Below are 23,486 nucleotides of genomic sequence, written 5' to 3'. Positions count from 1 at the left end.
TCCTGGTTCACCCGCGGCGTCAGCGGGGAGGCCGCGACCCGCGGGCCGTCGCCGCCCGGGCCGCCGCCTCGGCGAAGGCGCGGACGAACGGGTGCGGGCCCTCGTGCTCCGGGGACAGCTCCGGCTGGAACAGCGTCGCCAACCAGAAGGGGTGGGACGGCAGTTCGGCGACCCGGACGGCACCGTCCGGGTCGTGCCCGGTGAACCGCATCCCGTGCGCCCGCAGCGCCTCCAGGTAGCCGGGGGCGAGCGTGTAACCGCAGTTGTAACGGGCGGTGGCCCGCTCCGCGCCCAGCAGCCGGTGCGCGGCCGAACCCGGGGAGAGCCGGATCCCGCCCTCCTGCCGGTACAGCGAGCAGGACAGCGGCACGATCACCAACTCCCCGGCTCCGGGCTGCTGTTCGGCGTGCGCCGCCCCGGCGATGCCGCACGCGTGCCGGGCGAACTCCAGTACCGCGTGCTGGAAGCCGCCGCACGTCCCCAGGAACGGCACCCCCCGCTCCCGGGCCGTCCGGGCCGCCGCCACCGCCCCCGCCTCGCTGCGGTACGGGCTGCCCGGCACCAGCCAGATCCCGTCGAACTCCGCCAGCTCCGCCGGGTCCACCTCCGCCGTCCCCACCCAGTACGGTTCGACGGCCGGCCCGCCCGCGTCCGGCAGCGCGGCCAGCATCCGCGGCCCCTGCCGGTGCGCCGGGACGTGCGGGGAACGGTCGCCGACCAGGGCGATCCGGGCGGTGGGGGCGGTGCTCTGGACGCGGTGGGCGGTGCTCTCCGTGGTCTCCATGTCCAGCCATCCTGGCCGCGCCCGCCCGGGCGGTCCAACGCGCGTTCCTGCTGGCCGATCAGCGCCGCTGATCGGCCCGTCCGGCGGGGGCCGCACACTGGGGGGCGTGGATTCGCACCTGCTCAGGACGCTCGTCACCGTCGCCCGGCTCGGCTCGTTCTCCGCGGCCGCCCTGGAACTCGGCTACACCCAGTCCGCGGTGTCGCAGCAGATCGCCGCGCTGGAGGGCGAGTTGGGCGCGCCGCTGCTGCACCGGCGACCGGTCGGGCCGACCGAGGCCGGGGAGCGGATGATCGAGCACGCCCGGCTGCTGCTGGAGCGGATGGACGCCGCCCGGGCCGACGTCCGGCGGCTCTCCGGCCCCGAGCGGCCCGAACTGCTGCTCGCGACCTCCCCGTTGGGGCTGGACGCCACGGTCGCGCGGGCCCTCGCCCGGGTGCGGGAGGCGGAACCGCGGCTACGGATCCGGGTCCGGGTGCTGCCCCGGCGGGCGGTGGCCGTCGAGGTCGCCGCCGGACGCTGCGCGATCGGCGTCACCGACGGCTACACCGCCCCCGGCGGACCGCTGGCCCTGGGCGACCTCGGACCCGTCCGGCAGGCCGGACTGGGGGAGCAGCCGTGCGCGGTGCTCTGCCCGGCGGGCCACCCGCTGCGCCGCCGGACGGCCGTCGACCTCGACCGGCTCGCCGACGCGTCCTGGCTCGACGCCTCCGGCATCGCCGCCCCGCTGGCCGACCTGCGCGCCCTGACCGGCGGCGCCTTCCCGGCCGCCGCCGGCTACGAGGGCCAGGACGCGACCGCACTGCTCACCCTGTGCGCGACGGGCCACGGCCTCGCGGTGCTCCCGCACACCCTCGCCGCCGGCACCGGGGCGCCGGCCGGGACGGTGGCCCTGCCGGTGCGCACCCCCCGGCTGGTGCACCGGCGGGAGGCGCTCTTCACCCCGGCCCTGGACGGCCCGGCCCGGGCCCTCCTGGACGCGCTGCCGCGCGGAGGGTGAGGGGCGCGGATCCCCGGGGCCGGTGGTGCAGCCCCACCAGCCGCCGGGGCGCTCCCGGCGCCTTCGGGCCTTCCGGTCTTCCGGCCTTCCGGCCTCCGGGCCTTCCGGCCTCCGGGCCTTCGGGCCTTCGGGCCTTCGGGCCTTCGGGCCTTCGGGCCTTCGGGCCTTCCGGCCTTCCGGCCTTCCGGCCTTCCGGGGCGACACCTCCCGGCGCGCCTGCGGCCTGACGACCGAGCACTTCGGCCCCGGCCACAACGGCACCCTGACCGTCGTCGTCAACGGCAGCGCCCTGATCGGTGCCGTGCCCGCCCCCGACCCCGTCACCGCCTGACCCGCCCCCGCCCGACCCGCCGTCACGGCCGCGGCGCCGCTAGGCGTCCTGCGGGGCCATGTCGTAGGTGACCCACATGGTGCGGGTGGCGAAGCGGTCGTACTTGGTGCGGGCCCGGTGGTTGTCGTCGGCGGTGATCCAGCGGACCACGCTCCAGCCGCGTTCGGCCGCGGTCTCGCGCAGCCGGGCGAGCAGGGCGTCCGCCGCGCCGGAGCCGCGGGCGTCGGGGGCGACGAAGAGGTCGTCCAGGTAGCAGCCGGTGGACGCGGAGAGCGGGCGGGCGAACGGGCGGTAGTGGGCGAGGCCGACCAGGCGGCCGTCGGGGGCCTCGGCGACCAGGGCGTCCACCTCGTGGGCCGGGTCCTGGATCCAGGACCAGGTCAGGGCGGCGGCTTCCTCGGTCTGGTCGACCCGGTAGAACTCGGCGTAGCCCCGGTACAGGGCGCGCCACTGGGCGAAGTCCTCGGGGCGGGCCGGGCGGACGGTGGTCCGGGCGGGGGCGGTGGGCGGCGTCACGGTGGCTCCTGGGGTGCGGCGGACGGCGGGGTCGCCGGTGCAGGCTACCCCCTCCGGAGCGGAAGTGGATCATGCGGGTCGGGCCGTCCGGAGCGGTTCCGCCGGCGCACGGGGAGCAGGGAACGCGGAAGCCCCCGACCGCTGCCGCCGGGTGGGGCCGGTGGCAGCGGTCGGGGGCGCGTTGCGGTCCGGTGGCCGGACCGGAGGGCCCTCCCCCACAGGGGGCCGTCGGCCGGTCAGCCGGGTCGCGGGTGCCCGGTGGGTCCGTCAGCAGGCGCCGAGGTCGTCCCAGACGCCCCACTGGCCGGTGGTGCCGGGCTGCTCGCCCTGGGTCCACCACTTGGAGCGCCAGTTGTGGCCGCCGTAGGAGACGGTGGTGCCGCTGTTGTAGGCCGCGGTCGAGTTCCAGGCGGCAGCGGTGCAGGTGCCGGTGCCACCGCCGGTGGTGCCACCGGTCGTGCCGCCGGTGGTCCCGCCCGTGGTGCCACCGGTGGTCCCGCCGGTCGTACCGCCGGTGGTGCCGCCCGTGGTCCCGCCGGTGCCGCCGATGTTGACGTCGATGCAGGAGTAGAACGCGTTCGCGGTGTCCGAGACGTTCCACACCGCGAGGACCTTCTGGCGGCCGGTGAAGCTGCCGAAGTTCACGGTCTGGCTGAGGTCGGCCGGCGGCTGGGCGTTGTTGCCCGGGAACGTGGCGATCAGCTGGTTGCCGATGTAGTACTGCCAGTTCGCGGTGGAGTGCCGGGCGGTGAAGTGCCAGGTGAAGGTCTGGACGGAGGACACGTTGGTGACCTTCCAGCCCAGGTTGTCGTTGTCCAGCTCGGCGTACTCGGCGTGGCCGGCGGAGCAGCTGGTGAGGCCCTTCGGGCCCTCGACGCTCTGCGGCTCGTACTTGATCTGGCCGCAGCTGACCACGTTGTTGGCGCACTGGTCCTGGCGGCTCGGCGGGTTGGTGATCCAGCCGTGGGCGCTGGCGCTGCCCGCGGTCATGGTCATGCCGAGCAGCGGGGCGACCAGCGCGCCGACGACGGCGGTCACCTTTCTCTTGGTCTGCATGTGGGGTGCCTTCCTGATGTGGGGGTTCAGGTCCGCCCGGGCCGTCGGGGTACGTCGGAGGCCGCCGTGGCGCGGTGGGGCGGACACGAGCGGTGCTCCTGCGTACGACCGGTACGACAGGTCGGGAGACGGCCATAGGTCTAGACCGGATACTGAGGGAGACGATAGCGACGTACAGGACGCGGTCAAGTGGTTGAGCGAAATGTCCGCCTACGAGGGGCGCAGTTCACCGAAGATCTGACCGAACGTCACCGGACCTGCGCCGAAATGTGCGTGACGGTGCCCGGGGCGGCGCACCGGACACCAGGTGGACACCGTGACCACGATGCGGACCGTCCCTGACCCCGACCGGCCCGGACGTGGTAACTTCCGGCCCATGTCGCAGCGCGTCTTCCTGACCACCCGGGGTCACATCGACCTCCTCCGGGTGTGTTCCGCTGCCTGTCGCCGCGCCTGAGCGTCCGCGACCCCCGGCTCCACCCGTAGGCCCCGTGCCCCCGCGTCCGCACGCCCGTACGTCCGCCCGCGGTACCGCCGGTACGTCCCCGCCGCCGCGCCCGCCCCCGCACCGTCCGTACCCCGTCCGTACCCCGGACCGGCGCGCGGCGGAGCGGCCGCCCCCCTCCCGCTGCCCCGGCCACCCCCGGAGAAGAGGACCCCCGTGCCTGCCAGCACCCCCGTGTTCCACTGGTTCCTGCCCACCGGCGGCGACGGCCGCGACCCCGGCGGCGTCACCGCCGTGCAGGGCCGCACCGGCGCCGCCACCCGCCGCCCCGCCGACGTCGGCTACCTGGCGCAGGTCGCCCGGGCCGCCGAACAGGCCGGGTTCACCGCGCTGCTCGCCCCGGTCGGCCTCGGCTGCGTCGACCCGTGGATCCTGGCCACCGCGCTCACCCAGCACACCAGCCGGATCGGCTTCCTGGTGGCCTTCCGGTCCGGCTTCGCCAGCCCCACCCTGCTCGCCCAACAGGCCGACGCCTTCCGCCGGTTCGCCGGCGGCCGGCTCCGGCTGAACGTGGTCACCGGCGGCGACCCGGCCGAACAGCGCGCCTACGGCGACCACTTGGCCCACGACGAGCGCTACGCCCGCACCGACGAGGTGATGGCCGCGCTGCGCGACCTGCTGGCGGGCGAGCGCGTCGACCGGCAGGGCGAACACCTGCACCTCGACGGCGCCCAACTCGTCGACCCCGCCGTCCAGCACCCCGTCCCGCTGTACTTCGGCGGCGCCTCGCCCGCCGCCGAACGGGTCGCCGCCCGCCGCGCCGACGTCCAACTCCTCTGGGGCGAACCGCCGTCCGCGATCGGCGAGCGGATCACCCGGCTGCGCGCGATCGCCGCCGAACAGGGCCGCACCCTGCGCTACGGGCTGCGGCTGCACGTGATCAGCCGGGACACCGCCGAGCAGGCGTGGGCCGAGGCCGACCGGATCCTGGCCGGCATCGACCCGGAGGCCGTCCGCGCCAGCCAGGCCCGGTTCGCCGCGATGGACTCCACCGGCCAGGCCCGGATGACCGCCCTGCACGGCGGCGGCACCGCCACCGCCCGCGACCTGCTGGTCGCCCCCAACCTGTGGGCCGGGATCGGTTTGGTCCGGGAGGGCGCCGGCACCGCGCTGGTCGGCTCGCACGACGAGGTCGCCGCCCGGCTCGCCGAGTACCGGGCCCTGGGCGTCGAGGAGTTCATCCTCTCCGGCTACCCGCACCTGGAGGAGGCCTACCGGGTCGGCGAGGAGGTCGTCCCCCGGGTGCGCGCGCTCGTCGCCCAGCAGGACGCCCAGGGGGAGGCCGAGCGGGAGGCCGAGCGGGGCGTGGCGCAGGGCGCGGGGCTCGGCGCCGGGCAGGGCGCGGCATGAGCGCGGTGACGGCGGCGGTGACGGCGGCGGTGACGACGGTGGCCGGCGGCGCGCCGCGCAAGCGCTTCGCCGAGGCGCTGCGCTGGACGGCGCTGCGCCTGCTGGCGCTCGCCGCGCTGCTGGCCGGCTGGCAGATCGTCGTGCAACTCCAGGTCTGGCCGCGGGCGTTGGTGCCCTCACCGGGTGAAGTGTGGCACCAGCTGGTGCTGGCCTCCACGGTGCACGACGGCGTCCGCGGCTACAGCGGACACCTGCTCGGCGAGCACCTCGCCGCCAGCCTGCGCCGGATCGCCCAGGGCACCGGCTGGGCCGTCCTGTTCGGCACCGTGATCGGCCTGGCGATCGGCACCCTGCGCCCGGTCGCCGTGGTGCTGGAGCCCGCCGTCACCTTCCTGCGCACCCTGCCGCCGCTGGCCTACCTGAGCCTGCTGGTGATCTGGTTCGGCATCGACGAGTCGCCCAAGGTCTGGCTGCTGCTGATCGCCGCGCTGCCGCCGGTCGCCGCCGCCACCGCGGCCGCCGTCCGCGGCGTCCCGGGCGATCTGCTGGAGGCCGCCCGGGCGCTCGGCGCGGGCCGCTGGTCGCTGCTCGGCGGGGTGGTGCTGCCCGCCGCGCTGCCGGAGATCCTCACCGGCGTGCGGATCGCCGTCGGCGTCGCCTACACCTCGGTGGTGGCCGCCGAGACCATCAACGGCGTGCCCGGCATCGGCGGCATGATCCGCGACGCCCAGCGCTACAACCAGACCGCCGTCGTGCTCGCCGGGATCATCACCATCGGCCTGTCCGGCATCGTCCTGGACGGTCTGCTGAAGGCCGTCGAACGGATCGCCGTGCCCTGGCGCGGACGATCCTGACGCACCATCAACACATCTAGAAACCACAGGAGTTCACCGTGAACCGTCGCACCCTCCGGCGCGCCGTCGCCACCGCTGCCGCCGCCGTCCTGCTGACCGCCGCCGCCACCGCCTGCTCCAGTTCCGGATCCGGCAGCTCCGACGGCAAGGGCAGAACCACCGTCCGGATCGCCTACCAGGAGATACCCAACGCCGACCTGGTGGTGAAGGACAGGCGGCTGCTGGAGCAGGCGCTGCCCGACGCCGACGTCAAGTGGGTGAAGTTCGACTCCGGCGGCGACGTCAACACCGCCGTGCTGGCGGGCTCGGTCGACTTCGGCCTGGCCGGCTCCAGCCCCGTCACCAAGGGCCTGTCCGCACCGCTGAACATCCCGTACAAGGTGCTCTGGGTGCACGACCTGATCGGCGAGAACGAGGCGCTGGTCGCCCGCGGCGGCATCGACTCGGTCGAGCAGCTGGTCGGCAAGAAGGTCGCCACCCCGTTCGGCTCCACCTCGCACTACTCGCTGCTCGCCGCCCTCCAGGCGGCCGGCGTCGACCCGGCGAAGGTCAACGTCATCGACCTCCAGCCGCAGGACGCGCTGGCGGCCTGGAAGCGCGGCGACATCGACGCCGCCTACACCTGGACGCCCACCCTCACCGAGCTGGAGAAGGACGGCAAGGTGCTGGTCACCAGCCGGCAGCTCGCCGAGCAGGGCAAGCGCACCGCCGACCTCGGCGTGGTCACGAACGCCTTCGCCCAGGCCCACCCCGAGATCGTCACCGCCTGGCTGAAGGCCGAGGACCAGGCCGTCACGCTCGCCAAGAGCGACCCGGAGCAGGCCGCCGCCTCGATCGCCAAGGAGCTCAACCTCAGCCCCGCCGACGCGCTCGCCCAGCTCAAGCAGCTGGTCCTGCTCACCGCCGCCGAACAGGCCGGCCCCGACTACCTCGGCAAGCCCGGCGCGCCCGGCAAGCTCGCCGACAACCTGCACGACGCCGCGGAGTTCCTGAAGGGCCAGCAGAAGATCGACGCGGTGCCGGACGCCTCGGTGTTCGCCAAGTCGCTGGCCGTCGAGGAGTTGGCCCGTGTCACGGGCTGAGGGCGCGGCACCGGCTGAGAGCGTGTCACCGGCTGAGACCCTCGAAGCACCGCCCGCCGCCGTCGAGTTGACCGGGGTCACGGTCCGCTACCAGGCGCGCGGGCGGCGCGCCGGGCAGGCGGTGACCGCCGTCTCGGACGTCTCGCTGACCATCGGGGAGGGCGAGTTCACCGTCCTGGTCGGCCCGTCCGGCTGCGGCAAGACCACCCTGCTGCGGGTGGTCGCCGGCTTCGAACCGGCCGCCGGGGGGACGGCGTCGGTGCACGGCGCCCCGCCCCGGCCCGGACACGGCACCGGGCTGGTGTTCCAGCAGCCCCGGCTGTTCCCGTGGCGCACCGTCGGCGGCAACCTGGCCTTCGCGCTCGCCCGCCACGGCCTGCCCCGCGCCGAACGGGCCGCCCGCACCGCCGAGTTGCTCGAACTGGTCGGCCTGTCCGGCTACGCCGGGCGGCGCACCTGGGAACTCTCCGGCGGCCAGCAGCAGCGCGTCGCCATCGCCCGGGCGCTGGCCGGGCGGCCCCGACTGCTGCTGCTCGACGAACCGTTCGCCGCGCTGGACGCGCTCACCCGCGAGCGCCTCCAGGAGGAACTGCGCACCCTCACCGCCCGCACCGGCACCGCCGTGCTGTTCGTCACGCACTCGGTGGACGAGGCGGTGCTGCTCGGCTCCCGGGTCCTGGTGATGGCCGCCGACCCGGGCCGGGTGGTCGCCGACCTGCCCGTCGACCTGCCCCGCGACGCCGCCACCGACCCCGCCGCCCTGCGCGGCACCCCCGAGTTCGCCGCCCTGCGCGGCACCCTCTCCCGCACCCTGCGGGAGGCCGCCGGGGCCGCCTGACGGACCGTCATGCCATGCTCTGGTCGACGCGGTCGACGTGCCTTCCCGCCGGGCCCGCCCGGTACGCCCGTCCGTTCGGAAGCGTGCCGGACGGGCCCGGCGGGAAGGACGGACCAGGGGGTCCGCCGTGCGGGGCGGGCCGGGGGAGGGGGACGGGGATGGCACGCACACGGGTCCGCGGGGCACTGCGCGACGCACTGCTGGGGCTGGCCGCCTGGTGGCTCTGGATGCCGCTGCTCGCGGTGCTCACCTGGCTGGTCAAGCACGTCGTGTTCGGCGGCTTCGGCCAGCAGGACCAGAGTTACGCGCTGCTGATCGGCCGCCAGTTCTTCCCGCACGGCGGCCCGCTGGACGCCGCCCCGCTGTTCTGGTTCTGGCTGGCGGTCGGCTTCGCGGGCAGCATGTTCGCGGTCCGGTACGTGGTCGAGGAGTCCGGCGCGGGCCACCGCGACTGGCGCGCCCGGGCGGCGACGGCCGTCGTGGTGCTGGCCGTGCTCGGCTCGCTGGTGCGGGCCGGCACCGGCCTGTGGGACGACGACAAGGACGCGGGCCGCTACTACGCCCGCGCCACCGTGCTGGACGTCCCGGCGGGCGGGGCGGCCACCCCGCGCTCGGTGCTGCCGGTCACCGAGCACGGCCGCCCCGGCGACGGCACCCGCTGTGACCTGGTCGGCGGCTCCGACGTCCCGGCCTGCGTCAAGACCGCCCCGATGCCGGACTTCGACTTCGAGGCCCGCACCGCCTCCTACGCGGCCGCCACCAAGGCGCTCACCGACAGCGCGGGCCTGACCTCCGGCGTCCGGCTGCTCGGCCACAGCCTGCACTACCTGCCCGGCGCGGGCGCGAACGGCAGCGGGGTGTGGACGGCCGTGCTGGACGGCTCCGGCGAGCAGCCGATGGAGGGCGTCGCGGTCTGGAACGGCGGCTCCAACTCGGTGGAGTCCTGCGCCTTCCGCGGCGACCACGCCTTCGACCGGGCGTTCGGCGGCACCGGCGCGGTCAGCCTGCGCAACCTGCTCGCCGAGCGCTTCCCCGACCTGGTCTACAGCGACCAGGACGTCTGGGGCTACTGCGACGGCCCGGACGTCCGCACCGCGCGGCCCGTCGTCGTCATCTCGGTGGCCAGGCAGACCGCCTGGAAGCAGCGCACCGTGCTCGCCCCGGCCGGCGTCCTGGTGCTCAAGGGCTCCGCCGACGGCCGCCCCGACCTCGACCACCGCCCCACCGCCTCCCCCGGCGACCTGCCCGGCGCGGTCTACCCGGCCTCGGTGGTCCGCTCCCAGATCCACGAGGTGCGGTGGCTCGGCGGCCGCGGCGCCAAGGACGACCGGAACTTCGGCTACGACCACACCTCGGCCGCCGCCAACGCGGCCAACCCCGGCGAGTTCCTGCTCCGCTCCAAGGCCGACGGCCACCTGTACTACGTGACGCCGCTGGTGCCCAGGGAGAGCTCCTCCCAACTGGTGGTCGCCTTCGCCGTCCTGCAGGCCGACCGGGTCGGCGACGGCCTCAACGACCTGCACGTGTACGTCCGCGCCGACGACGCCCCCTCGGTCAACCTCGACGTGCTGGCCAGCCGGATGGTCTCCTACATGGCCCAGCAGACCTCGATCACCATCAGCGCGGGCGAGAACGGCGCGCTCCAGGAGATCATCCCGTTCGGGCACGACAGGTGGCGCGGCTTCGTCGACTTCAACGGCCAGACCCAGGACTACATCGACCTCTCCGGCGACGCCACGGTCACCCCCAACCTGGTCTCCCTCCAGGGCCCGATCGCCCCGCCGGGCGGCCGGCCGCAACCCGAACCCACCGCGACGCCCGCCCCGCAGCCCACCGGCACCGCCGCCCCGCAGCCCACCGGCCCGGCCGCCGGCGCCGACTGCGGCGGCGATCCGGCCCGGCTGAGCGACCGCCAACTCGCCGACTGCATCGCCGCGTTGACCAGCGCGCTGCAGGGCCGCCTGCCGTCCTGAGCGTCCTGGCCGTCCTGGTCGTCAGGCGCCCCAATGCCCGCTCCGGCGGGCCCCGGGCCGGTCAGTCGGCGAGCCGGCCGAACAGGTGGTTGGCGGCGGCGGCGGGGTCGTCGCCGTAGAAGAACTCCAGGACGGCCCGGTGGAACTCGTCGCGGTCCAGGCCGCCGGAGCCGTCCAGGTCCAGGGCCGCGAACACCTCGGCGCAGTCCCCGCCGGGGACGGCGGCCACCGCGTCGAACATCAACTGGAACTCGGCCCGGTCGATCCTGCCGTTCCCGTCGAGGTCGACGAGGTCGAAGAAGCAGTCGGCCACCGGCCCGATCTGCTCCGGGTACCGGGCGGGGTCGGTGAGGGCCTGCCGGAACCCCTCGACCATCTCCCGCAGGTCGACCTTCCCGTCGCCGTTCCGGTCCATCGGGGCGATCACGTCGGCCCAGAACCCGTCCATCCGGCCGAGGAGCGGGCGGGCCTCGTCGGAGTCCGGTGCGATGCCGCGGGCCGCGACGTAGCGCTCGCTCATCATCCGGACGTCCCGCCGGGTGATGAACCCGTCGCCGTCGACGTCGGCGCCCCTGAACCACTGGCCGTACTTGCGCTCTCGAAGTGCTGTCACGGTTGCGCACCGTACCCACCCGCTCACGCAGCGGCAAGCGGGCGGGCCGGAGCGGTTCCGTCCCCCGGTTCAGTGTTCGATCGGAGGCGGGACGAAGGCGAGCACATCGGGCAGCGGCTCGTCATGGAGTTCGACCTCGACCAGCGCGCTGAGCGCGCTCGGGCCCTGGGACAGGCGCGAGCACGGCCGGTCCGCGGTCAGCGAGTTGGGGTTCCCGTGCCGGTCCAGGGACCCGCCCCGCCCCGGTCGCACCGGGTCCCACCAGGCTCCGGTGGACAGCTGCACGACGCCCGGCCTGACCTCGTCCGAGAGGACCGCGCCGGCCAGGCAGCTGCCCCGGTCGTTGTGGAGGCGGACGACCGCGCCGTCCTCGATGCCGCGCGCCGCGGCGTCCGACGGGTTCAGCGTCACCGGCTCGCGGCCGCGGACCTTCGAGTCGAGGCTGCGGCCGCCGTTGTCGTACTGGCTGTGCAGCCGGGAGGCGGGCTGGTTCGAGACCAGGTGCAGCGGGTAGCGCCCGGCCAGGTCGCCACCGAGCCACTCGGCCGGTTCGTACCAGGTCGGGTGCCCGGCGCAGTCGTCGTAGCCGAAGGAGTCGACCTCGGCGGAGAAGACCTCGATCCGGCCCGAGGGCGTCGCCAGCGGGAAGCGCTCCGGATCGGCGCGGAGCGCCGCGAAGCTGCCGGGGAACGGCCCGGTCAGCGCGGGGAGTTCGGCCGTGGAGCGGCGCCAGAACTCGTCGAAGTCCGGCAGCGCGGCCTCGTCGCCGAGCGCGGCCCGGGTCCGCTCGTACAGGTGCCGGACCCACTCGGACTCGGAGCGCGACTCGGTGAACTCCCGTCCGTAGCCGAGCCGGGCGGCCAGGTCGGCGAAGATCCGGTGGTCGGTGCGGGACTCGCCGGCCGGCTCGCGGACCTTCGGCATCGCGGTGAGGTGCGGGTCGCAGAACCCGGCGGTGAAGTCGTCGCGCTCCAGGCCGGTGGCGACGGGCAGCACGATGTCCGCGAACTTGGCCGTGGTGTTCCACCACGCCTCGTGCACCACCACCGTGTCGGGGGTCTGCCAGGCCCGGGCCAGCCGGTGCAGGTCCTGGTGGTGGTGGAACGGGTTGCCCCCGCACCAGTAGACCAGCCGGAGCTCGGGCAGGGTCAGGCGCCGCCCGTCGTAGTCGATCGTCCGGCCCGGGTGCAGCAGGGCGTCGGCGATCCGCGCCACCGGGATGAAGTCCGGGACGGGGTTGGGCACCCCGGGGAACGACGCCACCGGGGGACGGCCCGGGGCGACGCCGGTCGCGTCCATCGTCGCGTAGCCCGCGCCCCAGCCGCCGCCCGGCCGGCCCATCGAGCCCGCCATGGCGGCCAGCACCACCGACATCCAGATCGGCTGTTCGCCGTGGTCCGCCCGCTGCACCGCGTAGTTGACCATGACGAGGGAGCGCCGCTCGGTCAGCCGGCGGGCCAGGCCGGTGATCGTGTCGCGGTCGAGGCCGGTGATCCGGGCGGCCCAGGCGGCGTCCTTGGGCACGCCGTCGGCCTCGCCGAGCAGGTAGCCGGCGAAGCGGTCGAACCCGGTGCAGCACCGCCGCAGGAAGTCCTCGTCGTGCCAGCCGTTGACCAGCATGGTGTGCGCGATGCCGAGCATCGCGGCGGTGTCGGTGTTCGGGACGATCGGCAGCCACTCGGCGTCGAGGAAGTCGGCGGTGTCCCGGCGGATCGGGCTGACGTTCACGAACCGCACCCCGGCCTCGCGGCACCGGCGCTGCAGCTCCCCGGTCCGGTGCCGGGCCAGCCCGCCGGGGTTGATCTGGCTGTTCTTCAGCGCCAACCCGCCGAACGCCACCACGAGTTCGCCGTGCTCGGCGATCTCGTCCCACAGCGGCATCCGGGACTGGTAGCTCCACGGGTGCCCGCCGATCACGTGCGGCAGCACGACCTCCAGCGCCGCCGTGCTGTACGTGTTGCGGGAGTCGGTGTAGCCCCCGCCCAGCGCCAGGAAGCGCTGCAACTGCCCCTGCGCGTGGTGCAGCGCGCCCGCGCTCGCCCAGCCGTACGACCCGCCGAACACCGCGCCGTCCCCGTGCCGGGCCCGGACCCGGCGCAGTTCGTCGCTCACCAGGGTGAGCGCGTCCTCCCAGCTCACCTCGACGAAGCCGTCCGAGCCCCGGGCCCGCTCGCCGACCCGCGGCAGCCCGTCCAGCCAGCCCTTGCGCACCGCGGGGCGCAGCACCCGGGCGCCGTCCTCGGCGGCCCGCACCATGCCGGGGCCGATCGGCGACGGCGCCGGGTCGTCACCGCGCGGCTCGATCCGCAGCAGGCGGCCGGATTCGACCACCGCGACGAAACTCCCCCAGTGCGTCGCCACCGACAGGCGTCGTTCCACGGTGCGTCAACTCCGTTCCGCCGCGGGCCCCGGGCCCGCTCCCGGTCGGCCGCCGGGTGGGAGTCTCCCCGTGTCGGCGCCCCCGCATGCGGGGCGCGGTTCAGGGCGGCGGTCCCGTCGGGGCGAGGAGGGTGTGCAGGGGGCGGCCCAGGCGGTGGAGCCAGGCCCGGTAGGCGGGGTTGGCGGCGGCCAGGCCGAGGTAGGCGTGGCGCAGGTCGGACCAGAGGCCGTCGAGGGTCGGCGGGTCGACGGTGTCGGGGCGCCAGGTGAGGAGGAGGCGGACGGCGAGCGGGTCGCCGTGGACGGGGCGCAGCACGGTGCCGGGGCCGGGCGGCGAGGTGGGCTGGCAGGGGCGGACGGCTTCGCCGGCGGCGACGAGTTCGGCGGCGGTGGCGTTGTCCCGGACCTGGACGACGCGCGGGTCGAGGCCGGCCCCGGCGAAGGCCCGGCGCAGGGCGGCGTACTCGTGGTCGGCGGTGGGGTCGACCATCCAGGTGTCGTGGGCGAGGTCGGCGAGGGTGACGACCGGCCGGCCGGCGGCGGGGTGGGTCTCGGCGAGGGCGACGAACTGTGGTTCGCGGGTGACCAGTACCCGCTGCTCGGTGCCGGCCGGCAGGTGCAGCGGGAAGCCCTCGCTCTCGTGCACGAAGGCGGTGTCGAGCTGTTCGGCGGCGACCAGGTGGAGCAGGGCGATCGCCGAGATGTCGATGTGGATGGTGGTGTCGGTCTCCGGGAGCCGGTCGTGGATGCGGCGCAGCCAGGCGGGGACCGCGCGGCTGCCGACGCTGCCGATCCGCAGGCGGCGGCGGCCGGGTCCGGCTGCCTCGGCGCGGGCGGCGGCGACCAGGGCGTCCATCTCGGTGATCACGGGTCGGGCGCGCGAGAGCACCGAGTGGCCGAGCGCGGTGGGGCGGCTGCCGGTCCGTTCGCGGGTGAACAGCCGTCCGCCGACGGTCCGTTCGATGCGGTGCAGTTGGGTGGTCAGCGAGGGCTGGGTCATGCCGAGCCGACGGGCGGCCTTCCGGACGCTGCCGGTGTCCGCGATCGCGCACAGCACCCGGAGGTGTCGGACGTCGAGCTCCATCACGGGAGCATAGCCAGCCGCCCCTCGCCTGCCAAGAGCATGTCAAGAGATGCCCTCGCTTCGTCAAACCGCTTGCGGTGCAAGGGCATTGGACCGGGCTATCGCCGGTTGCCATCTCCGCGCCCCGCTCCCACTGCCCCAAGCTCGGTGCAACCACCCGTCACCGCGTCCCGGCCGGCCTCCCCACGGCCGCCGGGACCCGCGAATGGAGTCCCCCATGAACCGCTCCATGACCGTGCTCGCCGCCGCCCTCGGACTGGTCCTCGCGGCCGGCGCCGCCGCCGTGCCCGCCACGGCCGCCGCCCCCACCGCCCCCGCCGGGGCCGTTCAGGGCTACACCCCGTCCGCGGGCCTCGCCGCGAACTCCGCCCAGGACGCCGGCAACAAGGCGTTCTACGAGGCCGTGATGAAGTCGGCCCGGGCCAAGCAGGCCGCCAACCCGTACCTGCTGACCGTCGCCGTCACCTACGACGCCAGCCAGGCCCCGTCCTTCCGCACCGTCATCGCGCAGAGCGCGCAGATCTGGAACTCCTCGGTCGGCAACGTCCAGCTGCGCTCCGGCACCAACGCCGACTTCCGCTACTACGAGGGCAACGACTCGCGCGGCTCCTACGCCTCCACCGACGGCCACGGGCGCGGCTACATCTTCCTCGACTACGCGCAGAACCGGCAGTACAGCTCACTGAGGGTGATCGCGCACGAGACCGGCCACGTGCTCGGCCTGCCCGACCACTACACCGGCCCGTGCAGCGAGCTGATGTCCGGCGGCGGCCCCGGCACCTCCTGCACCAACCCGTACCCGAACAGCACCGAGCGCAGCCGGGTCAACAGCCTCTGGGCGTACGGCCTCGCCGCCGCGGGCTGACCGCGGCTGTCAGTGAACGTCCGGGCCCGGGGCATTTCGATGCTCCGGGCCCGGACGTTCACTGACAGCCGGACAATGCGGCACGGGGGCGAAGGGAAATCCGGCGCCGGTGAATCGTCCACGATCGTTCGGCGCGGATATTCAAGACCGCCCTTTTCCCGGTGGTGGTGAACCCGTTACCCGGAAATCCGACCGCCCGGAGTGCCCGTGGTCGGCCCTCCGTCAAGTCCCCGTGCTGCGAATTTCCTGCGGAAATCCTGTGAGATGCCTGCGAGTGCCCGGCCGGGGCGCGTTCCCGGGGCGCGCTCCCCGGTCCGGAGGCTGACACGCCCGGCCTGCCGCGGCCCCGCGACGGGGGTGGGGGATCATGACCCGACGTGTGTTCTGGCCGGTCGGAGAGATGGGACGCGGGATGAAGGTCGGGTTCGGGTGGAAGCTGCACGGGGACGGGCGGGCGCCGCGGCCCGGGGCGGTGGTGCGTCCGGACGAGCGGCTGTCCTGGGGGCGGACGGTCGGGCTCGGGGCGCAGCACGTGGTGGCGATGTTCGGGGCGACGTTCGTGGCGCCCGTCCTGATGGGGCTGGACCCGAACCTCGCGGTGATGGTGTCGGGCGTGGCCACGGTGTTCTTCCTGCTGGTGACGCAGGGGCGGATCCCGTCCTACCTGGGCTCCAGCCTGTCGTTCGTCGGCGTGGCCGCGGTGATCAAGACCCAGGGCGGGGACGCGGCGACGCTGACCGGCGCGCTGCTGGTGGTGGGCGCGGTGCTGGCGGCCTGCGGGGCGGTGGTGCAGGGGTTCGGGGCGAAGGTGATCCACGCGGTGCTGCCGCCGGTGGTCACCGGCGCGGTGGTGATGCTGATCGGCTTCAACCTGGCGCCGGTCGCGGCGGGCACGTACTGGCCGCAGGACCAGTGGACGGCGCTGCTGGTGATGGCGTTCACGGCCCTGGCCCTGGTGGTGCTGCGCGGGTTCTGGTCCCGGATCGCGATCTTCCTGGGGCTGCTGTTCGGCTATGCCGTCTCCTGGCTGTTCGACCGGGTCTTCGGGAAGATCGACTCCCCGCTGGGCGGCGGCGCGTCCACCGAGCACTGGCGGCTGGACCTGTCGGGCGTCGGCAAGGCGGAGTGGATCGGCCTGCCCTCGCTGCACGCCCCCAGCTTCTCGGCCTCGGCGGTGCTGGTGGCGCTGCCGGTGGTGGTGGCGCTGATCGCGGAGAACGCGGGGCACGTGAAGGCGGTCTCCGAGATGACGGGTGACCCGCTGGACGACCGGATGGGGACCGCGATCATGGCGGACGGCGCGGCGACGGTGCTGTCCACGGCGGTGGGCGGCCCGGCCACCACCACGTACGCGGAGAACATCGGCGTGATGGCCGCGACCCGGGTGTACTCGACGGCGGCCTACTGGTGCGCGGCCGCCTTCGCGATCCTGTTCGGCCTGTGCCCGAAGTTCGGCGCGGTGGTCGCGGCGATCCCGGGCGGCGTGCTCGGCGGCATCACCGTCGTCCTGTACGGCATGATCGGCCTGCTCGGCGCGCAGATCTGGATCCACAACAAGGTGGACCTGGCCAACCCGCTGAACCTGGTGCCGGTCGCGGCCGGCGTGATCGTCGGCATCGGCAACGTGACGCTGGAGTTCACCGACGACTTCGAGCTCGGCGGCATCGCGCTGGGTACCCTGATCACCCTGCTCGGCTACCACGGCCTGCGCGCGCTGGCCCCCGCCCACCTCAAGCACCCGCAGCCCGCCGACGGCCCGCTGCTGGACGAGGGCACCAGCGGGTACGACGACGACCGGGGCTGACGAACCCCATGCCCCCCCCGGCCGGGGGCGGACCCGTCGACTGGGAGGATCGGACGGACTGTGGCAGAGTCCTGCCGTCCGCGGCGGGAGCACGGGTCGGGAGAGGTCGGCCAGGAGGCGGTACGGATGGAGCGGATGGAGCGGATGGACGGGTTCGAGGACGAGGAGCCCTCGGGGCCGGAGTGCTTCGAGCGCTGGCGGGAGGCGATGGGGCAGCACCGGGCCGCGGAGATGAGCAGCGACCACGTCGACACCTTCACCGCGCGGATGCGGCAGTTCGACCTGGGGCCGGTCGCGCTCACCCAGACCTCCTTCCCGTCGATCCGGGTCCGGCGGACCGAGCGCATGATCAAGCGCGAGGACGCCGAACTGCTCCACCTGACGGTCCTGACCCAGGGGTACGCCCTGGCCGCGACCTCCGCCGGGGAGCGGGCCGAACTGGTCGGGGTCGGTGACTTCTTCCTCGCGCACAGCTCCTACCCGTACGACACGCGCACCCTCGGCTCCCCGGACACGCCGCCGGACCGGCGCGGAGTGGAGGGCCTGGCCATCGACCTGCCCTCGGCGCTGCTGCCGGTGCCCGCGCACCGGCTCCGCGAGCTGATGGTGCGGAAGCTGTCGGGGCGCTCGGGCACCGGTGCGCTGCTCCAGGAGTTCGTCGTCGGCCTGGGCCGGCAGGCCGACGGGCTGCAGCCCGCCGAGGCGGCCCGGCTCGGCGGGGTGATGGTCGACCTGATCGGGGCCTGGCTGCTGCGCGAACTCGACGCGGAGGACGCGCAGCCGCAGGAGGCCAGGCACCGGGCGCTGGTCGAGAGCGTCCGGGCGTTCGTCCGGCGCAACCTGCACGACCCCCGGCTGGCGCCGCCGGTGGTCGCGGCGGCCCACCACATCTCGCTCAGCTACCTGCACCGGCTGTTCACCGAGTACGCGCAGGGCGAGACGGTCGCGGCCTTCATCCGGCGGCAGCGGCTGGAGCGGGCCGGGCGCGACCTCGCCGATCCGGCCCTGCGCGCCGTGCCGATCCACGCCGTCGCGGCCCGCTACGGCATGATCGGCGCCTCCGAGTTCACCCGCGCCTTCAAGGCCGCCCACGGCCTCCCGCCCCGGGAGTACCGGCAGCGGGCGCTGGCCGAGGCCGCCGTCGGCTGAGCCGGGCGGCGGGACGGAACCGGCCCGGTTCCCGCGGTGACCACCGCGGGAACCGGGCCGGTTCGGTTCGGGCCGCGGGTCAGCTCAGCTGGACCGGGGCGGGGGCCAGGATCCCGTTGGGCAGCTGGGAGACGCCGATGGCGGACAGCGCGGTGCTGTAGGTCTGGACGTCGCTGACCGAGCCGGCCAGGTACTCGCCGTAGCCGCCCTGGTAGAGGCGGCGGCCGATCTGGAGGGCGCCGGTGGCGTTCCAGGCGGTGCCGGTGTAGGCGGCGGTGGCGGTCTGGGTGCCGTTGACGTAGAGGGCGAGTTGGTTGGTGGTGGCGTCGAAGACGCCGGTGAGGTGGTACCAGGTGCCGGCGGTGGGTGCGGCGGCTCCGGTGGTGGGGCCGTAGACGGCGCTGAAGTTGCCGGAGGTGTCGTCGGCGAGCGCCTTGCCGAAGCCGAAGGCGTGGTAGTAGGCCGAGTAGTACAGCTGGAGGCCGTTGGCCTGGGTGCCGGACTGGGAGACGAAGGTGGAGTTGGCGCCGAGGTTGGTGAGCTTGACCCAGGCGGAGACGGTGAGGCTCTTGCTGCTGTCGAGGCTGCTGGTGGCGCTGCTGGCGTAGCCGTCGGTGCCGTTGCCGTTCAGGACGGTGCGGGCGCCGTCGGTGCCGAGGGCGGCGCCGCCGTTCAGGGTCAGGTCGTTGGTCCGGACGGCGTCCTTGGTGTCGGCCAGCTTCCACCGGTCGGTGGGTCGGGCCTGGAAGTAGCCCAGGGTGCCCGCGGGGCCGAACTGGGCGGTGTCGGCCAGCGCGCCGGTGCGGAGCTGGACGTCGCTGACCAGGCCGGGGAAGTAGTCGGTGCGGTAGCCGTGGTAGAGCCCGGCGCCGATGACGACCTTGCCGCCGGCGGACCAGTTCACCAGTCCGGTGGTGGAGGCGGAGAGGGTGCCGTTGACGTAGAGCTTGGTGCTCTTGGCGGCGGCGTCGTAGCTGCCGGTCAGGTGGACCCAGGTGTTGGGTGCGACGTTCGCGCTGGCGCAGGGGCTGTAGGGGCTGCCGGTGGAGGTCGCGGTGTCGGTGGCCATCGTGTTCAGGCACCACTTGTTCAGGGTGACGTTGTACTGCAGGTAGAAGCCGGAGTTCTGGGTGCCGTCCTGGGAGACGACGGTGGCGTTCTGGGTCGGCAGGGTCGGCAGGTTGACCCAGGCGGAGACGGTGAAGCTCTGGCTGGTGTCCACGCCGGTGGTCGCGCTGGAGGCGTAGGCCGTGGTGCCGTTGAGCGAGAGCACCTGGCCCAGGACGCTGTCGGTGGCGCTGGTGGCGCCGCCGGTGAGGGTCAGGTTGTTGCCGCGGACGCTGTCGGTGGTCCCGTCCAGCTTCCACTCGTCGACGAGCGGGCCGGTGAACGGGCTGGCGCCGGGGACGCGCAGGATGCTGTTCTCGGTGGAGAGGGCGTAGATCTCGGGGTTGCCGTCGCCGTCCACGTCACCCGGGGTGGACAGGGTCGGGTACGCCTTGCTGCCGACGCCCAGCGGCAGGACCGGCTGGGCGGCCGGGAGGGCGGAGTTCGCGGTGGTGGCGGCCCAGTTCTGCTCGGCGTTGCCGGCCAGGCAGTCCCAGAGGATCAGCTGGGTGCCGGTGGTGTTGAAGGCCGCCGGATCGGCCAGGCAGCGCCCGGAGTTGGGGTTGACCAGTGTGCCCGAGGGGCCGGGCACCCACTTCTGGGCGGGGCTGTTGTTGCAGGTCCAGAGCTGGATGGCGGTGTTGTTGGTGGTGCCGCTCTGGTTCGCGTCGAGGCACTTGCCGAGGGCGTGCACGGTGTTGTCCCGGCCCAGGGTGAAGCTCTGGGCGTCGGACCCGTTGCAGGTCCACATCTGGGCCTTGGTGCCGTCCGCGGTGTTGGAGTGGTCGATGTCCAGGCACATGTTCTTGCCGTCGGTGCCCAGGACGCCGGAGACCAGCGCGGCCCGGGTCGGGGCGCCGATGGTGGCGGTGGGCAGGCCGTTGGTGTCGAAGGTCAGCCGGAAGCTGCTGATCGCGCCGGTGATGTCGTTGCGGACCCACAGGGTCGGGGTGCCGCCGACGGAGGTCGCCCCGCTGCCGGTCCCGGCCGTGACGGCGCCCACGTTGCCGACGCCGACCACGGTGAGGATGTTCCAGTCGCCGGTGCCGATCTGGTAGGCGCTGTCGAAGTAGCTGCTCGGGTCGGCTCCGGAGATGTAGTACCAGAGCTTGCCGTTCTCGACGGTGATCAGGTCGGCGGCCGGCCCGACCTTCTGGGTGGGGTGGGCCGCGTTGTAGGCGCCGATGGACAGCGGCCCGGCGGCCACCATCTGGGTCACCGAGGACCAGTCCGCCGCGTTGTAGCCGGAGCAGTCGCCCGCCGTCGTGGCGACGCAGCCCGGGCGGCGCAGCGGCCCCTGGACGTTCTGGGTCAGGGTGAAGTGCCCGGCGGTGCCGGGCGGGGTCGCGGTCGCGTCGTTCTTGTACGCGTACAGGTTGTGGGTCTGCTTCTGGTAGGCGAACAGGTCGTCCTTGTCCTGCTGGACGATGCTGCCGCGGTGGGCGACCAGGTACTTGTCCCAGCCGCTGCCGTCCGGGCTCTGCGCCGGGGTGGAGACGGTGACCGGGGTGGTGCTGGGGTCGGTGTTGCCGCCGATCAGCGTCAGGTTGCCGTCGGTGGCGGTGGCCAGCAGGTCGGGCGTGCCGTCGCCGTCCAGGTCGCCCGCGGTGACCTTGGCGGTCGGGTTCCACGGGGCGTAGAAGCTGTAGGTGGTGGCGGCGGGCTGGGTGTTGCCCGCGTTGTCGACGGCGCGGACGTACAGGGTGTGGGTGCCCCACTGGTTGCTGGGCACGGTGATCGGGACGCTCAGGCTGGCGACGCCGTTGGTGACGCTCGCCTGGTGGACGGGCGCGGTGGCGGGGATGTTCGCGTCCAGCGAGTACTGGAAGCCCTGGACGCCGGAGTTGATGCAGCCGTTGAGGTTGCAGCCGGTGGGCACCGGGTCGGTGGCGGTGACGGTGACGGAGGCGCTGTCACCGGCGTGCTTGGCCGAGGTGGTGCCGCTGCCCAGCGGTGGGAAGTCCGCCGACGGGGCGACGGCCGCCTGGTTGGGGGCGCTGAGGTCGACGTTGAAGTAGCAGTACGGCGAGCTCGGGCCGCCCAGGGTGCCGTCCTCGGTCCAGACGTTCCAGCCGTAGGTGTGGCCGTCGGAGACCGCCCCGCCGATCGGGGTGTGCACGGTGGTGCCGCTGGCGACCCAGCCGGGGCTGACCGGCCAGGTGGCGTCGGCCGGGCTGCCGGAGCCGTTGTTCACCATGTTGTCCCAGACGTGGTAGTGCGCCTGGAGGTTGACGCCGGCCATGTCGGTGCTGAGGGTGGCGTCCAGGGTGATGTTCGAGGCGTTGCCGTTCATCGTGGTCAGCCCGATCCAGCCGGGGCTGCCCGAACCGCAGGCCGCCGAGGCCGGGTTCTGCGAGGCCGGGGTGGTGCCCACGTTGGTCGGGGCCTTCGGCGCGATGTCGAACACGGTGGTCAGCGTCGGGTTGACGGCGAAGCGCATGAACCCGTAGTTGGTCGAGGTCTTGGACTCGTTGCCGTACAGGCCGAACGTCAGGTTCGGGTAGTCGATGTACTGCCTGATCGTCGAGGTCACGTCGAAGGAGGCGCCCTTGTTGCCGCAGCCGGCGTTGACGTTGGCGCTCGCCACCTGGGTGGTGCCGATCGTGGAGACCACGCCCGGGCCGGGCCACAGCGTGTTCCCGTTGATCCCGCCGGTGAGCTTCAGGGTCGCGGGCCAGGTGGCCTTGCAGTTGGCGTCCGCGCCGTGGGTCGAGACCAGCGAGATGGTGGACTTGGAGACCACCATGCTCGAATTCAGGTAGTCGGTGTCGAACTCGTAGAACGAGCGGTACAGGCCGAAGCAGGACGAGCTGTACTGCTGGTAGCCGATGCCCTCGCCGTTCTCCTGCGCCTTGTCGTAGGTCGGTTCGGAGGGACAGCCCTCCTTGACCTGCACGTAGTGGTTGGTCTTCCCGGTCGCCGGGTTCACGTACGGGTCGATGTACACCGGCCACACCGTGTCCGGGCTGTCCAGCTGCGCGGCGTCCGGGCTCAGGGTCAGGCTGTCGCTGCCGGCGGCCACCTTGATCGCCGACACGTGCGCCCGGTGGCCCGGGCCCTTGGCGGTGGACTTCTCGGCGTCGGCCGCGTCCACCGTGATGCCCTGCGGCGCCGCGTCCGCCGCCTTGCCCCGGGACTTGCCGTCGGTCTTCTCGCCGTCCGCGCCGTCCGCGGCGGCGTCAGCGGTGCCGGTGGTGGACGAGTCCCACATCACCGGGGTGGGGGAGGTGAACACCGCCGTGCCGTCGGCCGCGGCGGCGGTCATCGCGCCGTCCGCGTCCGTACGGGTCGTCAGCCCCTTGCCGCCGGTGGCCAGCTTGAGCGTGCGCAGCGCCGGATTGGCCGCGGCCTTCGCGTCGTGGACCACCAGCACCTCGTGGAAGGCGCCCTCCTCGGTGACCGTCACCTCCAGGTCCACGCCCGGCAGCACGCCGCGGTAGGAGGCACCGGCGCCCGAGACCACCGGCGCGGGCAGCGCGAACGGCAGCGTCAGCGACAGGCTCCGGCCCTTGGCGTCGGTGAACGTCGCCAGCGGACCGCTGCCGCCGCCCGAGAGCGCCACGCCCGAGGGGACGGCCTTCGGCGACCAGGTGCCGTCGCCGTTCCTCGCCAGCGAGGCGTCGACCGCGGCCCAGTCACCGCCCTTCTTCACCCGCACCGGCCGGACGTTCTCGGTCCGGGTCAGCGTCCCGTCCGGATTGGCCACCGTCTGGCTGGTCTCGGTGGTCAACCCCTCCACCACCACCGGCTTCCCGCTCTGCCGCGCCTTCGCCCGGGCCACCTGCACCGGACCGTCCGGCGCGCCGCCCTGCTGCCCGGCGGCCGGCGGCGTGCTGTTGCCCGGCGCCACCGCGAACGGCCGGTCGTCGGCCACCGCCTGCCCCGTCGCCCCGGCCAGCACCGCGCCGGCCAGCGCCAGCAGCGCCACGGCCCGGCGCCCGGACCGCCCGCGCGGCGGTCTCCCCATACCTGCGTGCACTACGTTCCCCTAGAAAATCAAAGCTTTGGTCAAATATCGTTTCCGCCCGAACGGGAGGGTGTCACCCAAGTAGTGCGTATCGAACCCTCTTGTGTCCGATTCGCGCACTCGATGCCCTTATGGAAGGCGAAGGAGTGACAGACCGTCACAATCCTTTCCGTCTCCCCCCGATGGGTCGGCAGCGAAGGATATTGCGGTCCGCCCCTCCCGGCAATAG

The 23,486-nt window shown here is 74.0% G+C and carries 16 protein-coding genes; 9 read left to right on the top strand and 7 right to left on the bottom strand.

Annotation, left to right across the window (positions count from 1 at the left end; genetic code table 11):
• Window positions 1-19: 19 nt before the first annotated feature.
• Window positions 20-784 carry a CTP synthase C-terminal region-related (seleno)protein gene (locus ABD345_RS10245; RefSeq protein WP_344551641.1) on the bottom strand — a complete coding sequence of 255 codons (765 nt, stop codon included), beginning with the start codon at window positions 782-784 and terminating at the stop codon, window positions 20-22.
• Between the two features lie 106 nt (window positions 785-890).
• Between ABD345_RS10245 and ABD345_RS10240 the strand changes: the two genes are divergently transcribed.
• A complete protein-coding gene (locus ABD345_RS10240; RefSeq protein ID WP_344551640.1) occupies window positions 891-1,784 on the top strand; it encodes a LysR family transcriptional regulator in 894 nt (297 codons plus the stop codon).
• Window positions 1,785-2,154: 370 nt separating this feature from the next.
• On the opposite strand, the gene ABD345_RS10235 is transcribed toward ABD345_RS10240, so the two are convergent.
• Both ABD345_RS10235 and ABD345_RS10230 read right to left on the bottom strand, forming a co-directional pair.
• Window positions 2,155-2,631, bottom strand: coding sequence for a GNAT family N-acetyltransferase (locus ABD345_RS10235; protein ID WP_344551639.1), 477 nt, complete (start codon window positions 2,629-2,631; stop codon window positions 2,155-2,157).
• 267 nt (window positions 2,632-2,898) lie between these two features.
• Window positions 2,899-3,687 (bottom strand): lytic polysaccharide monooxygenase, encoded by a 789-nt coding sequence (locus tag ABD345_RS10230; protein WP_344551638.1) that lies wholly within the window; start codon window positions 3,685-3,687, stop codon window positions 2,899-2,901.
• A gap of 661 nt (window positions 3,688-4,348) precedes the next feature.
• Here ABD345_RS10230 and ABD345_RS10225 point away from each other — a divergent pair.
• The 5 genes from ABD345_RS10225 to ABD345_RS10205 all read left to right on the top strand — a co-directional run bounded on the left by ABD345_RS10225 (window position 4,349) and on the right by ABD345_RS10205 (window position 10,289).
• Window positions 4,349-5,542: an LLM class flavin-dependent oxidoreductase gene (locus ABD345_RS10225; protein WP_344551637.1), complete on the top strand. Its 1,194-nt coding sequence runs from the start codon at window positions 4,349-4,351 to the stop codon at window positions 5,540-5,542.
• Window positions 5,539-6,396: an ABC transporter permease gene (locus ABD345_RS10220; protein WP_344551636.1), complete on the top strand. Its 858-nt coding sequence runs from the start codon at window positions 5,539-5,541 to the stop codon at window positions 6,394-6,396. Before ABD345_RS10225 ends, ABD345_RS10220 begins: the two co-directional genes overlap by 4 nt.
• 38 nt (window positions 6,397-6,434) lie before the next feature.
• The gene (locus ABD345_RS10215; RefSeq protein ID WP_344551635.1) at window positions 6,435-7,478 is read left to right on the top strand and encodes a taurine ABC transporter substrate-binding protein; all 1,044 of its coding nucleotides are present in this window, start codon (window positions 6,435-6,437) and stop codon (window positions 7,476-7,478) included.
• Between the two features lie 22 nt (window positions 7,479-7,500).
• A complete protein-coding gene (locus tag ABD345_RS10210; protein ID WP_380272332.1) occupies window positions 7,501-8,316 on the top strand; it encodes an ABC transporter ATP-binding protein in 816 nt (271 codons plus the stop codon).
• 158 nt (window positions 8,317-8,474) lie between these two features.
• Complete coding sequence (locus ABD345_RS10205) at window positions 8,475-10,289, top strand: hypothetical protein (protein WP_344551634.1); 1,815 nt, start codon at window positions 8,475-8,477, stop codon at window positions 10,287-10,289.
• Between the two features lie 61 nt (window positions 10,290-10,350).
• Here ABD345_RS10205 and ABD345_RS10200 read toward each other — a convergent pair whose 3' ends face one another.
• The 3 genes from ABD345_RS10200 to ABD345_RS10190 all read right to left on the bottom strand — a co-directional run bounded on the left by ABD345_RS10200 (window position 10,351) and on the right by ABD345_RS10190 (window position 14,365).
• The gene (locus ABD345_RS10200) at window positions 10,351-10,902 is read right to left on the bottom strand and encodes an EF-hand domain-containing protein (RefSeq protein ID WP_344551633.1); all 552 of its coding nucleotides are present in this window, start codon (window positions 10,900-10,902) and stop codon (window positions 10,351-10,353) included.
• 69 nt (window positions 10,903-10,971) lie between these two features.
• Complete coding sequence (locus ABD345_RS10195) at window positions 10,972-13,281, bottom strand: molybdopterin-dependent oxidoreductase (RefSeq protein WP_344551632.1); 2,310 nt, start codon at window positions 13,279-13,281, stop codon at window positions 10,972-10,974.
• Window positions 13,282-13,381: 100 nt separating this feature from the next.
• Window positions 13,382-14,365, bottom strand: a complete 984-nt coding sequence (locus ABD345_RS10190) for a LysR family transcriptional regulator (RefSeq protein ID WP_344551631.1) — start codon at window positions 14,363-14,365, stop codon at window positions 13,382-13,384.
• A gap of 217 nt (window positions 14,366-14,582) precedes the next feature.
• On the opposite strand from ABD345_RS10190, the gene snpA reads away from it, so the two are divergent.
• The 3 genes from snpA (at window position 14,583) to ABD345_RS10175 (ending at window position 18,183) form a co-directional block, all read left to right on the top strand.
• Entirely contained in the window at window positions 14,583-15,230 is a 648-nt protein-coding gene (gene snpA / locus ABD345_RS10185; protein ID WP_344551630.1) for a snapalysin, read from the top strand.
• Between the two features lie 412 nt (window positions 15,231-15,642).
• Complete coding sequence (locus ABD345_RS10180) at window positions 15,643-17,034, top strand: uracil-xanthine permease family protein (RefSeq protein ID WP_344551665.1); 1,392 nt, start codon at window positions 15,643-15,645, stop codon at window positions 17,032-17,034.
• Window positions 17,035-17,169: 135 nt separating this feature from the next.
• Window positions 17,170-18,183, top strand: coding sequence for a helix-turn-helix domain-containing protein (locus ABD345_RS10175; protein ID WP_425556794.1), 1,014 nt, complete (start codon window positions 17,170-17,172; stop codon window positions 18,181-18,183).
• Window positions 18,184-18,262: 79 nt separating this feature from the next.
• Here the strand turns inward: ABD345_RS10175 and ABD345_RS10170 are convergent, their stop codons facing one another.
• The gene (locus tag ABD345_RS10170; RefSeq protein WP_344551628.1) at window positions 18,263-23,218 is read right to left on the bottom strand and encodes a LamG-like jellyroll fold domain-containing protein; all 4,956 of its coding nucleotides are present in this window, start codon (window positions 23,216-23,218) and stop codon (window positions 18,263-18,265) included.
• Window positions 23,219-23,486 lie beyond the last annotated feature (268 nt).

Origin of the sequence: Kitasatospora saccharophila, from assembly GCF_039529925.1 — a bacterium.
GTDB lineage: Bacteria > Actinomycetota > Actinomycetes > Streptomycetales > Streptomycetaceae > Kitasatospora > Kitasatospora saccharophila.
The sequence above is the reverse complement of the archived record's forward strand: the minus strand, read 5'-3'. Positions and strand labels throughout refer to the sequence as shown.